Raw genomic sequence first — 14,189 nt, 5'->3', positions numbered from 1 at the left:
TTATATTTATGCGTCATATTTGCATAGTTACAGGAAGATAAAGGATTCATGGAAGCTTGGTTAGAAGAACAATTCTGTTTACTAGAGCTGCAAGGCTCAAGTAGCGATTTTTTTGCTGAACTATCAAAAATCACCAATGCATTAGGCTTTGATTTTTGCGCCTATGGTCTACGGATCCCCTATCCATTATCAGCGCCTCGCACCGAAATGCTCAATAATTACCCGACAATATGGCAGCAAACCTATAAAGAAAATAACTATCTGGAGATTGATCCCACAGTACATCACGGCATGACCTCGCAACTCCCTATCGTTTGGAGTGACCAGTTATTTGCTCAAACACCAGATTTAATGGAAGACGCTCGAGCCGTAGGTTTAGAATATGGCTGGGCTCAATCATCAAGACAAGCCAACGGCACAGTCGGAATGTTAACACTGGCAAGATCAACAGAAATGCTATCACCCGCAGAGTTAGTTCGCTATCGCTACCAACTGCTCTGGTTAACTCAGGTTACCCATCACGGTTTATCCGCTAGAATCACTGCCGAAAAGCTTCAGATCCCGGTACTTAGTCAGCGAGAACTAGAAATGCTGAAGTGGACAGCAGATGGCAAGACATCAGAAGAAATTGCAACGATTTTAAGCATCACTGCTCGTACCGTGAATTTTCATATAAGCCAAGCAATGCGTAAACTCGAAGTCGTCAACAAAACTGCGGCAACGGTTAAGGCTGCGGTCATGGGGCTGATTTAATCCAGTAAAAACATTAGCAGTCAAAATAAATTGTAGGCAACTCTGTTTCATGAACCATGATGAGTTGAGATAACAAGAGTTGAACCTCGATGCGAAGAGTGCCGAGTGAACAAATTTAATCACGATCCGACTTCCTAGCCAAAAATAAAAGCCGACATACCTTCACTTCAGTAAACCTTCAAGTTTGCACTTACTTCATTCATTCCATATCCGCTCATGATGCTATAAATTAGAATTTTTCAGCAAATCCAGCTTCATCGAAATAAACCTTAATCAACAGCCAAAATATTCACAAAATTCTAACTGCCGCTAAAGTTCATCAGCAACTATAATCGTTACACTTTCTTTTATTGTATTTGTGAATCATGATCTTAGATTTTAATTCAGCCTTATATCAATTCGGCTTAATCGCAGTGTTTGTGTTTGCCTTAACTGGCGCTTTAGCGGCCGCCAAACGCGAATTGGATATACTTGCCTTTGTTTTTGTGGGTATCGTCACGGGCATTGGCGGTGGAACGATTCGCGATCTCTTACTACAAACCGAAAAAATATTTTGGATTGCTGATCCTAGTTATCTAAGCGTATGTATAACCGCATCGGTCATGACTTATTTCTTCGCCCATTGGGTGATTAGAATTGACCGGTTTTTATTGTGGCTAGATGCTGCGGGTATCGCCTTGTTTGCGGTACTCGGCACCAGCAAAGCACTGAGTTATGAAGCTACGCCTCTGGTCGCCATACTCATGGGGGTGATTAGCTCTACGCTTGGCTCAGCGATTCGCGACTTAATGTTACAGACAAAACTCGTGATTTTTGAACCAGAAATCTACGTAACTGTTTGTCTACTTGGCAGTACCAGCTATGTACTATTAGGCCTATTAGGCGTCAACGAAGTCCATAATATTTTGTTATCAAGCAGCGCTGCGTTCTTACTTCGTGTATTAGCGCTCCACTTTGAGCTTCGCTTTCCCAGCTTCAAACTATCTAAGTTACAAAACCGGGAAATCAGAAAACAACAAAACAAGCCTTAGGCATGCTCGCCAATAGCGTTCACATGAAATACGTGCTCGATAGCCGCGATCGCATCTAACATCTGCTGAGTTGCAGGAATATCAATATCCATCAGCGTATAAGCGATATCGTTACGGCTTTTATTCAGCATATCGACCACATTAATATTCATATCCGATAATAACGCTAATACCTGGCTTAATATTTTGGGCACGTTGTCATTGGCAAAAGCAATTCGGTAGCCTTCACTGCGACTTAATTTAATACTGGGAAAATTCACCGAGTTGTGAATATTGCCATTCTCCAAAAAGTCGATGAGTTGACGAGCCGCCATAACCGCGCAATTTTGTTCCGCCTCTTGAGTGCTCGCGCCCAAATGTGGCAGCATTAAAATTTTGGAGTGCTTCATTAAATTCACACTGGGAAAATCAGTTACATACAGAGATAAGTGCTGCTGGTCCAAGGCCGTTAAGAGTGCATCTTCCTCAACGATGCTACCACGAGCAAAATTAAGTAATATGGCACCTCGTTTGAATTCACCGGTATTATCTCCATTAATCAGGCCTTGCGTATGTTGATTGGCAGGCACATGAAGGGTGACATAATCACTAGCATTTAATAACTGCTTCAGTTCTTCGGCACATTCAATCTCTGAAGATAGGCGCCATGCTGCTTGAATACTTAAGGCGGGATCAAAACCCACCACTTTCATCCCCAAAGCTAAAGCGGCGTGAGCAACGGCCGCACCAATCGCTCCGAGCCCGATGACGCCTAAAGTTTTCCCTGCTAATTCAGAGCCCACAAAACGCTTCTTTTCTTGCTCGACACTCAGCGCAAGCGCCTTCGCATCCATGGTGGGTAATAAAGAGTCAATAAACTGCCAACCAGAGACCACGTTACGAGCACTGATTAACATCCCGCCTAATACTAATTCTTTAACCGCATTGGCATTAGCCCCTGGTGTATTAAATACAACAACCCCTTGCTTGGTACAACGTTCAATCGGAATGTTATTCACGCCGGCACCACAACGTGCGATAGCTTTGACCGCTTTGGGAATATCAAAGTCATGCAAATTGGCGCTGCGTAACATAATGGCATCCGCTGTCGCTAACTCTGCTGCGACTTGATAGTCACTTGAAAAACAAGCCAGCCCTTGCGGATGAATATGATTGATAGTACGAATACTCGGCATACAGTTTCTCCCTAAACAACCTAAATGATGTTTCCGTGACAAACTGCAGCACGAAAGAATAACTAAATAGTTTCCTTAAAACTTAAAGGCACACCTGAGCATAAGCCCACTTTAACCATGGCATCAACGCTTGCAAATCTTGTTGTTCTACAGTGGCGCCACACCAAATACGCAGTCCCGCAGGAGCGTCTCTATAGGCTCCGATATCGAAAGCAACCTGCTCTTGCTCAAGCAAACTCATGATCTCTTTTACTTGGTCAGGGCTAGCATCGAGAGTCAAACAGACACTGGTATTAGAGAGTGTGTTCTCTTGTTGAGCGAGAAAATGGATCCAATCATTTTCAGCGACAAATTGCTTTAAGACTTGGAGGTTTTGCTGCGATTTATTAATACTTTCGGCAACTCCGCCCATCGATTCAACCCACTGGAGTGCATCGACATAGTCTGCCACACATAACATCGACGGCGTGTTAATCGTTTCGCCTTTGAAGATACCTTCAATGAGTTTTCCTCCTTGAGTTAAACGAAAAATTTTGGGCATAGGCCAGCTAGGTTGATAACTTTCTAAACGTTCAACAGCCCGTGGACTAAGAATAATCACCCCATGAGCCCCTTCTCCACCGAGTACTTTTTGCCAACTAAATGTAACCACATCTAGTTTTTCCCAAGGGAGGGGCATCGCAAATACCGCCGAAGTAGCATCACAAATGGTGAGCCCTTCGCGTTGACTATCAATCCAATCTCCATTCGGTACAGCGACACCAGAAGTGGTGCCGTTCCAAGTGAAAATACAATCATGTTCCGAGTTTGCTTGATGTAGATCTGGTAGCAAACCGTAATCACAGCTGTAATGCTGGACCTGCTCTAACTTAAGTTGCTTAATCACATCGGTAAACCAACCTTTACCAAATGACTCCCAACTGAAAATATCCACCGCTCTGGGGCCTAGCAAAGACCACATAGCCATCTCCATGGCGCCCGTATCAGACCCTGGAACAATCCCCACCCGATATCCTTCGGGTAACAACAGTAACTGTTGAGTGAGTTCAATTGCTTGGGAAAGAGTCGCTTTGCCTATTTTACTTCGATGGGAGCGTCCAAGTGTCTCAATATTCAACTCAGCTAATTGATAGCCAGGCCTTTTGGCACAAGGGCCTGAAGAAAAATTGGGGCAATTTGGTTTCAACTGGGGTTTCATTATTGGTCCTTGTAAACAAGAGCATTGAAGGAAATAGAAATAAACTGAGGCAGTATATGTCAGACCCAAGACGCATAAAATGATTTAGAGCCAATTTTGTTTGCGAGGTAAAACTTCAAGATAATCAATGGACTTAAAACAGCAAACCATTACAATCAAGCGTATAAACGGCAAATAAACGCTGAGTGCGCTATGTTTAACTAGTTACTTGCTATTTACTACTAGCGACTACCCCAATCTCCTTTGCAAACCCTGTATATATCGTTACCATTCATCCATAAACCGTTAAATAGCGATAAAATGTGAATCGATTTATTCCCCAATACTGCCCTCAATGTGGTCAAGCGAAGCTACAGCAAATCGATGTTAAACAGTGGTCTTGCAACAGCTGCCAATTTGTATATTTTCACAATATGGCCTCAACCGCGGGGGCTATATTACTCTACCAACAACAAGTACTGCTGGTTTCCAGAGCGGTTAAACCGCAAAAAGGCGATTGGGATCTACCGGGCGGCTTCGTTGAATATGGGGAAAGTTTAGAGCAAGGTTTACAACGCGAATTATATGAAGAATTACAACTATCGGTAGAACTACAATCGCTGCAATATTTTGGATCTTTCGCCAATCGTTACCATTATAAACAGGTGCTTTATCATACTTGCGACAGTTTTTTCAGCTGTAAGCTGAATCAGCAGCCCAATCTAAAAGCCTTAGATGATGTCGCAACTTGGCAGTGGCATCCTATTGCAGCACTTCCCTTTCATAAAATAGCCTTCAGCTCTGTACATCAAGCCCTGCTGCAATTGCAGACTCAAGTTCAAACGGTCTGATGACCGGCTCAGCATAAACGGCATCTTCTTAATACCTTGCTTTGGATGAATGTAGCGAGTCTTTCGGCTTGTAACTTAAGCACTAACTGTCAAGTATAATGCGTGAAATATATCGGATAAAACCAGATGCTTACAGCACTCACTATTTAAGTTCAAGTACCCTAACCTTTCAACAAAATCACATCTACACTGCACTCATTCTAATCACACCAATCACCAGCGCATACGCCCTTCGCTTTACTCATCCGACCAGATATGTTAAACAGATGTAAACAGTTTGAGTGTGAGATTTACTATGAATTTATATTTTCGTTTATTCAGTCTGCTATTTCGTCACTGGTTCAGCTCAAAATCAGCAGCGTCAGTCAGCGAAGACTTTGTTATCTCCCTACGGGCGCTACCCTTTGACTGTGATGCCAATATGCACCTAACCAACTCCCGCTATCTCGCCTTCGGAGACTTGGGGCGGATCGACATGATGCTAAAAACAGGATTGGCTGCCGCGAGTCTTAAACAACGTTGGTTAGGCGTAGTGAATGCTCAGTCGATCACTTATATCAGACCCATTAAACCACTCAGCAAACTAGAGTTGCATAGTAAATTACTCGGTTGGGATGAAAAATATTGGTACTTTGAACATCGTTTCATTGGTCAAGATACCTTGTATGCCAGTATCTTGGTTCGGGGGGTATTTATTCGAGGAAAATCTGTCATAACGATGACCGATTTACTTCATCTAATCGGCGATACACAGCCATCACCAGAGCTCCCCTTAAGGGTGATACACTGGAAGCAGCTGCTCTCCACCAAAAAGCAAGAATCAGCGGTGGTACTGCAACAATAGCTTGAACACATACGCTAAACCCAAATTCCATGACAGGCCTAAGCGTATTCAATCTTTCAAAATAACGCTTACTGACTAAGCCGTTTGCTCATGGTACTCGCCATGCTAAGTAGCCCCCAAAAGAGCCACTGGTCTTAGAGATTTCTTTAAAAATGGAGCGCTGTCCACCATACTCAAGTTTAAAGCTAATCATTCGTAGCCTTATGAAAACATTCCAACTGCAACTCAACACGATTTTTACAGTGCTATGCATCTATGTTTTCGGTAATCATCTCGTACAGGCGAAACAAATATCACTTGCGATGAGCAGATCGATCCCGCCTTATATCATTGAACAACCTCAGTCGGGTATACAACTAGATATCATTAGGCAAGCTTTCCTAATTGCAGGGCATCAAGTAAAGCAAGTGGTTTTTACTTCAAATTTACGAGCTGAACGATTGATGGAAAAACTTATGGTCGATGCCATCGTTAATGCCCCTACTACCAGTAGAAATTTTTACCTTTCTGAACCCGTAATATTTTACCTAAATACAGCTATCACCCTTAAAGCGAGGGCATTGCCGCTAAACCATGTGGCTCAACTCAGCCAGTATAAAGTGATGGCTTTTAAGAATGCGATAAACTCTCTTGGCGAAGACTACACTAAAGCGATTAGCAGAAGTGAACTGTACACCGAAGTGGCTAATCAACATGCTCAACTAGAACGCCTCTACCGCGGCCAAGTGGACGTGATCATCATTGATAAACGTATCTTTGTCTACCTTAACCAAACCCGAATGCCCGCAGGTCAACAACTCCCAGAAGTAAGCTTTCACGATATATTACCCATTTCACCTCGTTTACTTGGATTTCACAACGAACAGCTTAGAAATCAATTTAACCACGGATTAAAGAAATTAAAAAACCAACAGCCTCAACTTTTCAAATAAAAATTGAATGATTATTTGAACTTGGAGAAAGAGATTACCAATCAAATGATTAATATATATAATTTAGTATTACAAATGACAAAATGTTTAATAACCCATTCTAAAAACGATAAAATAAAACCACTTAATGATAGAAAAGACACTAAAGTTCTGATATAAAAAAGAGAATAATCGCTAGTAAAGACTTTTTATCAGAGCAAGCTGTTATTTTTATTTAATATAAACCTCAAAATAAATAAATGTGTCATGTATAGACGTTACATTTACTTTGAAAAGGTTATCATGGGCTATCTAATCTCGTTGTAAGGAAACATTGGAGATGTCTGAAAACCGTTATTCTCATACTTCCAGTAACCGCCTCGTCAGGCGTACAGTTGCCCTTGTCTTGGCTGGAGGCAAAGGCACTCGGCTAAAGCAATTAACCAGTAGAGTCGCAAAACCAGCGGTATCATTCGGAGGAAAATATCGAATTATCGATTTCACGCTATCGAATTGTATAAACTCTGGCGTGCGTAATATCGGTGTATTAACCCAATACATGGCCCACGACCTGATTATGCACCTGCAATCGGGCTGGCAAATTCAAAACCCGGCACTCAATGAGCGAGTGTCAATTATTCCCGCACAACAGCGCACTGGAGAAAACTGGTATCGAGGAACTGCCGATGCCGTGTATCAAAACCTAGATATTATTGATCATGAGCGTTACGACCGAGTGCTAATCCTCGGCGGCGACCATATTTACAAGATGGATTATTCTCGAATGATAAACTTTCATGCAGAGAATGATGCCGATGTTACTGTCGCTTGCATTCGTAAACCAATTTCTCAGGCCTCTTCTTTCGGCGTCATGGGCTTGGATGAAGAGGGGCGAATCGTTGATTTTGAAGAAAAGCCCGAAAATCCTAAGTCTGACCCAGATAATCCAGAACAAGCCTTAGTTTCAATGGGGATCTATATATTTAATATGGATGTACTAGATCATGAGCTACGTGAAGGACTAATAAAACCCGGTTACTCACATGACTTTGGCCACAATGTGATCCCAAATATCCTAAAAGACCGGAAAGTATATGGTTATATTTTTGCAGCAAAAGGTCATCCAGGACGCATCGCTTATTGGCGAGATGTGGGAGATATCGATGAGTACTTTGCTGCAAATATGGACTTAGTCGCCCCAGATCCAGAGCTAGACCTTTATGATCGAGAGTGGCCCATCATTACCGATCAAAAACAACGGCCCGGTGCCAAATTTATTTTTAACGAAGCCCAACGTCGCGGTTATGCAACCGATTCATTACTTTCTGCAGGGGTAATCGTATCGGGAGCCAAAGTTCACCGTTCGTTATTATCATTGGATGTGAGAGTGGAAGAACATACTGAACTTGACCAAGTGATCGCCTTAAACGGATCAAGTATTGGTAAGAACTGTAAGATAAGACGCGCGATTATTACCGAAGACTGCATCATTCCCGATAATACAATCATCGGCTATGACAAAACTGAAGACCATCGTCGATTTACCGTTTCTGCAGATGGCGTAATCGTTGTTTCCAGTGACATGCTACGTTAACAATAGAGGCCATTGACCTTTTGAGGTCAATGGTCGTTTAACAAGCACTCTACCTTACAAATAAAAAATTCCGACAGGCGGTGATTACTCTACAAACAAAGTATCATCTTGCACCTTACAATCGACCAGCAATATCAAGTCTTTCGCTAAATATGTACTAAAAGTTTTACACATTTCTTGGCTGCTGGAATCGCGGTAAATCTTAGATAAAATCAGTTGCTGAGGTTTAATCGAATCTAAAGCCACTAAGGCATGGAAATAAGGACGAAAGCTCCAATTTGCACCAACCAGTCGATCATCTTCAACGATGTCCTGTTCAGTCACATCGTAATTCGGAGAGACTTGCGTGCCATCCACCTTACATAGAAAATAACGAAGGATCCCCGCTTCAGCGAGTTGTTGACTCATTCGAGGTATCGATTGCACATTTTGCAGATGATGTTTTAACGCCAAAACCTGTGATTTAACATTCACATTATGCTTCACTGTCTGCTGAGTCCGTAGACTTTTACGCTGCAGATAACTGGCTAATAATTGCTGAACCTTGGTATGACTCAATTGAGCGGATAAAAAATCATCACTGGCCTTGAAAAATAGCCACCCTTGCATGTAACGCGCCCCACACTCCACTCCAAAATGAAACTCTTGCTCTGATTCCACACCTTCACAGATTAACTCACACCCTGCACGCTGCACCAACTCAGAAATCGATAACACCACATCCGCAGGCAAGCCGCCTTTAGCTGCGTCCTTAAACAAACGCATATCCAATTTAATAATGTCGGGTTCAAGCGCGATAATTCGATCAACTTGCGAGGCTCCTACCCCAAAATCATCAATCGCCACCCTTAAACCTGCACGATGGTAATCTTTGACAACTCGTTGTAGATTATCGATATTACCGCTAGCTTCAGTGATTTCAATGACAACTTTTGAGGGATCAATATTCAGTTCATCGATCATAGAAATCGTGGGAGTGCAGATATTTTTGCTCAACATATCGACCCAATCAGGCACAATATTAAGCGTAATGAAGCCTTGTTGTGATGACTGAGCAAAATGCTCTAACGCCTGTCTACGCACATTGCGATCCACCTGACGACGATTGTTCAAGGTATATTCCTGATTAGAAAATATTCCTCCGGCGCTTAACACCTCTCCCAGTTTATTTTGGGTACGAGCCAAGGCTTCATAACCGGCAATTTGCCCCGTAGGAAGAAAAACTATCGGTTGAAAATGCGGAAAGTAATGCAGCGGATTTAACACCCGCTGCTTAGTCACCTGCGTCGCAGAATTAATGTTGACTATCTTTCGACCGCTCAAACCCGATCCCATACTATCCGTTTACCCAATATTTTATAATTAACCTGAAAGAGGTCACTTAGCAAGCACAAAACACGCCAATATAATTTATTTCGCAGTTAATAACTCTGTAAATAAATCCTCGATCCGTTGCTCAATGTTTCACTTTTACCATCAAATAATCTTTAAACGCGCTGTTAAGCATTTCAATAAAGCTTTGTTCATCGTCATGATAGAGCGAGGGTATAGCGACCATCTCAACCAAATAAGAGAGCTGCTGGAAGCATTCTATCTTCGAACATTGATTTCCCTTTGAGAAGAAAACTATCTCATTACAATAAGATGGGTGTCGAAAAGTGGGGGCAAACGCCAAAGAAATCCTTCTTCGGCGCACTTGTGGCTCATGATCACCTTCCACAATCATCCTCGCATTTTGGTTTGGCCTTTAGCTCACACTTTATCCAACTGCTACAAGACACCCTTAAGACTGCTTTACTGGCTCTAGGAATAAACCAACCCTGCTCTATACTTCGCTCTCAGTCTGTTTCAAAAATCCCGTTTGCAGCCAAACATCAAAAGCCACGCACTCAATTGGTGCGAAACATCCCAAGCTTGGGTGACTCAAAGCGCGAAAACCATAATCATTTTCATCAGATTCACTATCGGATCTTTTTACTTTTGTAAAATTAAAATCAAATCCAAAGCCTCATGACTCAATCACCTCCAGCACTCACCCTATCAAATGATAATAATTACTTGCAAGCTTTCAAATGTTAAATAGAATCACCCCTTCGGTTAAAAAGTAAATTCAAAGCTCTATATTTACCACATAGAGTGCGACACAACTCACGGAAGAATTAACATAAACAGAACATTTTTTAAACACCTAATGATTTCAGCATGGCTATTTTGCTGGTTGCTGCTTTCATTAATGCCTGCCATCAATGCACATAGTCGCGCAGCTGGTGTTTGGCTGTCGGTTTGCACCCTCAGCGGTTTTAAATGGGTACAAATTGATGAAGGAAGCGAACAACCCGCAGATACTGTTCATTCAAAGCAGTGCTTATTCTGTCATTATTTTCCATTTCACAACGTCCTTTTAGCAACATCAGTTTTTCAACGACTGTTCATAATGTCTAACGATGATAACTATATTTTTATGGTTCGCTTCCATCGTTACCTCATCCAAACACCGCGCTCTCCACCAGCATTTAGTAACGCCTGATCATTATTTAATATGAAGCCATACCCCTTAACCATACCGGAGTCGCGCGACTTAGGTATCACTACGGGGGCTTATGCTTGTGCCTAAAACATAAAGGATGAATGAAATGTTGCGCAGCACCTCTACAGAACGGACGAACACCGAAAAACAAACAGCAACCAAGACCAAACGCTACTATATGATTGCCTGGCGTTGGCACTTTTATGCGGGACTATTTGTGGTTCCCTTCCTACTGATGCTATCGATTACTGGCTTAGTCATGCTCTACGACGACGCCATCGAGCAAGCCCAGTTTGCAGATATTATTCAGGTAAAACCATACCCCACGACCGTATCCCCGGCCGCACAGCTTGCAGCAGTTCAAGCAAGCTACCCACAAGCCACAATACAACAATACATCACGCCAGCGAGCGCCACTCAAGCTAGTCGATTTGCTGTCAAGGCAGCAGGAGAATCCTTATTCATAACCGTAGATCCCTATACTGGTAAAGTTCTCGGGCAGATCAATCGAGACCAAAGCTGGTATAACTTAGCCAATAGCATTCACGGCAGCTTATTGCTCGGCGATACTGGAGATCGACTGATAGAAATGGCCGCCAGCCTTAGCATCGTGCTATTGATTACCGGAATTTACCTATGGTGGCCACGCGATAAAATCAGTAAGTCAGGATTGTTCAAAATTAGATTCAACAACAGTACAAGAATAATGTGGCGTGATTTACACGCTAACGTAGGCTTAGTAACCTCAGTATTTTTATTATTATTCTTAATCTCAGGACTCTCATGGACCGGTATATGGGGGGCTAAATACGTGCAAGCATGGAATAGCTTCCCCGCACAAAAATGGGATGCGGTGCCACTTTCAACACTCAACCACGCCAGTATGAATCATAGCCAAACCAAAGAGGTTCCTTGGAATCTTGAACAAACGCGACTACCTAGCTCAGACGATACTGGCCAACCAGCCAAACAGCACACCAATCTCAATAGCATCGTCAACTTTGCCCAACAACATGGGTTCACTCGGTTTAGGATCAACTTACCCAACTCAGCTACCGCTGTATATACTGTCTCAGCCAACACCATGAGCGGTGATATAAGTGATGCCACTCAAGACAGAACTGCACACCTAGATCAATATTCGGGACAATTATTAGCCGAAGCGGCATGGTCTGATTACAGCCTAATGGCTAAATTCATGGCTGTAGGCATTGCTCTGCATCAAGGAGAGATGGGCTGGTTAAATGTCCTGATCGATACGTTTCTCTGCGCAGCATTTATTTTGATTGCGATTTCGGGTGTGGTGATGTGGTGGCTACGCCGCCCTAAAGGGGTATTAAAACTCGCTGCGCCTCCCTTACCCACCAACATGCCACTTTGGAAAAGCGCGGCGCTAGTGATGTTCGCCGTATCATTGATGTTTCCAATGGCAGGACTGTGTTTACTATGCATCTTACTCTTAGATTTTGTTATATTGTCGCGGATCCCACGACTAAAAAGCTTTATAAGCTGAGAGTCTTAAAATACTGAATCGGCAAACGTCCGGCTAGAGCACAATTTACGGTGCTCTAGCCGAACAAGCTCCGGCTTCACCAACTTAGCCTGCGCGCAGCGCCAGGATAGCCTGAATATTCAGGGCTTGAGGGTAAGCTTTAAAGCCTGTCTGCTTTTCGGCAATGGCATGGATCGACATGCGGTCAGCCAACTCGTTGCCTTCAACTCCAACGTGACCATTCACATGTAACACCTGAATTTTATCTTTTAGTGTCTGATAGCGCTCAAACATCTCCTGGATCAGCGCGAGATTTTTAATTTCCCCTCCGGCCTTCTTCCAGCCTTTTTTCTGCCAAGCTACCGCCCATTGCGTCACACATTGGATGGCGTATTTGGAATCGCAAAAGATTGCCACTCGCTGCCCCAAAGCGACTTCTTGAGCCGCCATAATCAAGGCCTGATTGAAGGCATTCAGCTCTGCGGTATTATTAGTTCCCATCGGGTTATATAAGCCATACCATAACTCGGCAAGCTGTTTATCTCGATAGAGCGCTAAACCAGAACCCGCTTTCCCCGGATTCGGCTCACAGCCACCATCGGTAAAAATCTTCACCTCTGCGGCGAGTTTATCAATTTCAGCCGCAGTATAGGTTTTTACCGTTTGAGCGCTATATCGCTTAGCCGCAGGCCCTGCGCCCGCGGCTTTGATAGCAGAGCTGGCGCGACCACCAAAGGCAGCCTCGGCCTCGGCCAGACTAGCAAACGACTTATAACGTGCCCCGGCAAACTTATCGATTTGCTTTTTACAAGTCGCCCAATCGCTAAAAATGCCAGTTTCCCGACCCTGCCATACCACGTAATACTTTTTTGCCATGTTGAAGTCTCTTAAATTAGCTGCTGGCTAATATTACCAGCAAAGCCACAATGCTGAAGCCTTAAAGCCAATATGCCAGGCCAAGCGTTGTTTTACTGTCCAAAAATTAGTTTTTTATCCATCTGAGCCATGTATTGGCGTGCACTTATTGGTCTGGAGGGTTTACCGGGATAATCTGGCATGTTTAACAACTCGCCGCTGGGCTTGTCACAACAAAGCGATAATGTCAGGGGATGCGCCACCGATTGCTGAGCGAGCATACGCCGCTCACTCGGCTTCACCACTTTTTTGCCATCGCTTACTGAATGACTTCTGCTTTGAGACGTTCTTCGGCATACCTATTTTTAAAATGACGGTTTTCATCTTCCAGCTCTTTCATGGGGCCATGAGCGATGCATCCATTCCACCGTACTTAGAACGCCATTTATAGAACCTCACGCAACTCATACCGTGCTCACGGCAAAGTTCAGGAACTGGTGTTCTTACCTCCGCTTACTTGAGAATGGCCTGAATTTGGCTGTCACTAAATTTTGATTTTTTCATGCAGAATTTCACTGCGTTTATGTTACGAGAAAATTCTACGATTGACTGCTGTTAGTTTTCGGGGGGGAGATTAGCCTAAGACTTTACTTAAGCGTAGAAGCGTGGCGAATATTTCACGACAATCATGGATGTCTATATAATTTGTAATAATTTGTAATGTGGCTAATGAAGCAATAACTCATCACCATCATCACTATGCCAAAAGCGATTTAAGCTACGCCGACTTGATTAGACACCTTATTGTTGGCGCGCATTAATGAGTACAATCAACAAAGTCGTTTACACCTTAAATGAGCCTGATACTAACTGTGCATAAAGCCCCTGTGACTTGAATAGTGCCATTTTAGGGTTAACCGATAAATATCTAGTGCCCTTGACATTCCGAAGGACCGAATAGCCTCAGGCAGCGATAAGA

At 43.2% G+C, this 14,189-nt stretch carries 11 protein-coding genes and 1 pseudogene; 7 read left to right on the top strand and 5 right to left on the bottom strand.

Annotated elements, in window-relative coordinates; genetic code table 11:
* Positions 1–48 precede the first annotated feature (48 nt).
* Complete coding sequence (locus tag ACRRSY_RS06175) at positions 49–753, top strand: autoinducer binding domain-containing protein (protein ID WP_432454054.1); 705 nt, start codon at positions 49–51, stop codon at positions 751–753.
* Positions 754–1,118: 365 nt separating this feature from the next.
* Positions 1,119–1,784 (top strand): trimeric intracellular cation channel family protein, encoded by a 666-nt coding sequence (locus ACRRSY_RS06170; RefSeq protein ID WP_432454055.1) that lies wholly within the window; start codon positions 1,119–1,121, stop codon positions 1,782–1,784.
* Here the strand turns inward: ACRRSY_RS06170 and ACRRSY_RS06165 are convergent.
* Together ACRRSY_RS06165 and ACRRSY_RS06160 are read right to left on the bottom strand one after the other, a co-directional pair.
* Positions 1,781–2,959, bottom strand: a complete 1,179-nt coding sequence (locus ACRRSY_RS06165) for a 3-phosphoglycerate dehydrogenase family protein (RefSeq protein ID WP_432464580.1) — start codon at positions 2,957–2,959, stop codon at positions 1,781–1,783. The genes ACRRSY_RS06170 and ACRRSY_RS06165 overlap by 4 nt on opposite strands.
* An 82-nt stretch (positions 2,960–3,041) precedes the next feature.
* Complete coding sequence (locus ACRRSY_RS06160; protein WP_432454057.1) at positions 3,042–4,157, bottom strand: phosphoserine transaminase; 1,116 nt, start codon at positions 4,155–4,157, stop codon at positions 3,042–3,044.
* A 302-nt stretch (positions 4,158–4,459) separates the two neighbouring features.
* Between ACRRSY_RS06160 and ACRRSY_RS06155 the strand changes: the two genes are divergently transcribed.
* The 4 genes from ACRRSY_RS06155 (at position 4,460) to glgC (ending at position 8,336) form a co-directional block, all read left to right on the top strand.
* Positions 4,460–4,987, top strand: coding sequence for an NUDIX hydrolase (locus ACRRSY_RS06155; RefSeq protein ID WP_432454058.1), 528 nt, complete (start codon positions 4,460–4,462; stop codon positions 4,985–4,987).
* Positions 4,988–5,282: 295 nt separating this feature from the next.
* Positions 5,283–5,831, top strand: coding sequence for an acyl-CoA thioesterase (locus tag ACRRSY_RS06150; protein WP_432454059.1), 549 nt, complete (start codon positions 5,283–5,285; stop codon positions 5,829–5,831).
* Positions 5,832–6,133: 302 nt separating this feature from the next.
* A complete protein-coding gene (locus ACRRSY_RS06145) occupies positions 6,134–6,763 on the top strand; it encodes a hypothetical protein (RefSeq protein WP_432464579.1) in 630 nt (209 codons plus the stop codon).
* 319 nt (positions 6,764–7,082) lie between these two features.
* On the top strand, positions 7,083–8,336 hold the full coding sequence (gene glgC, locus ACRRSY_RS06140; protein ID WP_432464578.1) for a glucose-1-phosphate adenylyltransferase: 1,254 nt from the start codon (positions 7,083–7,085) through the stop codon (positions 8,334–8,336).
* Between the two features lie 84 nt (positions 8,337–8,420).
* On the opposite strand, the gene ACRRSY_RS06135 is transcribed toward glgC, so the two are convergent.
* On the bottom strand, positions 8,421–9,659 hold the full coding sequence (locus ACRRSY_RS06135) for an EAL domain-containing protein (RefSeq protein ID WP_432464577.1): 1,239 nt from the start codon (positions 9,657–9,659) through the stop codon (positions 8,421–8,423).
* Between the two features lie 1,310 nt (positions 9,660–10,969).
* Between ACRRSY_RS06135 and ACRRSY_RS06130 the strand changes: the two genes are divergently transcribed.
* Entirely contained in the window at positions 10,970–12,376 is a 1,407-nt protein-coding gene (locus ACRRSY_RS06130; RefSeq protein WP_432464576.1) for a PepSY-associated TM helix domain-containing protein, read from the top strand.
* Between the two features lie 84 nt (positions 12,377–12,460).
* Here the strand turns inward: ACRRSY_RS06130 and ACRRSY_RS06125 are convergent, their stop codons facing one another.
* Both ACRRSY_RS06125 and ACRRSY_RS06120 read right to left on the bottom strand, forming a co-directional pair.
* The gene (locus ACRRSY_RS06125; RefSeq protein ID WP_432454064.1) at positions 12,461–13,231 is read right to left on the bottom strand and encodes a ribonuclease H1 domain-containing protein; all 771 of its coding nucleotides are present in this window, start codon (positions 13,229–13,231) and stop codon (positions 12,461–12,463) included.
* A gap of 209 nt (positions 13,232–13,440) precedes the next feature.
* Positions 13,441–13,774, bottom strand: a pseudogene (locus ACRRSY_RS06120) (transposase); the annotation flags it as partial.
* Between the last annotated feature and the right edge of the window lie 415 nt (positions 13,775–14,189).

The sequence above is a fragment of the Agarivorans sp. QJM3NY_33 genome, from assembly GCF_050870865.2.
GTDB lineage: Bacteria > Pseudomonadota > Gammaproteobacteria > Enterobacterales > Celerinatantimonadaceae > Agarivorans.
This window is presented reverse-complemented; position numbering and strand designations above follow the sequence as displayed.

Bases quoted from the DNA above. Each gene is read 5' to 3' on its own strand.
- ACRRSY_RS06175 (WP_432454054.1), top strand. From the start codon at position 49: ATGGAAGCTTGGTTAGAAGAACAATTCTGTTTACTAGAGCTGCAAGGC.
- ACRRSY_RS06170 (WP_432454055.1), top strand. From the start codon at position 1,119: ATGATCTTAGATTTTAATTCAGCCTTATATCAATTCGGCTTAATCGCA.
- ACRRSY_RS06165 (WP_432464580.1), bottom strand. From the start codon at position 2,959: ATGCCGAGTATTCGTACTATCAATCATATTCATCCGCAAGGGCTGGCT.
- ACRRSY_RS06160 (WP_432454057.1), bottom strand. From the start codon at position 4,157: ATGAAACCCCAGTTGAAACCAAATTGCCCCAATTTTTCTTCAGGCCCT.
- ACRRSY_RS06150 (WP_432454059.1), top strand. From the start codon at position 5,283: ATGAATTTATATTTTCGTTTATTCAGTCTGCTATTTCGTCACTGGTTC.
- ACRRSY_RS06145 (WP_432464579.1), top strand. From the start codon at position 6,134: ATGAGCAGATCGATCCCGCCTTATATCATTGAACAACCTCAGTCGGGT.
- glgC (WP_432464578.1), top strand. From the start codon at position 7,083: ATGTCTGAAAACCGTTATTCTCATACTTCCAGTAACCGCCTCGTCAGG.
- ACRRSY_RS06130 (WP_432464576.1), top strand. From the start codon at position 10,970: ATGTTGCGCAGCACCTCTACAGAACGGACGAACACCGAAAAACAAACA.
- ACRRSY_RS06125 (WP_432454064.1), bottom strand. From the start codon at position 13,231: ATGGCAAAAAAGTATTACGTGGTATGGCAGGGTCGGGAAACTGGCATT.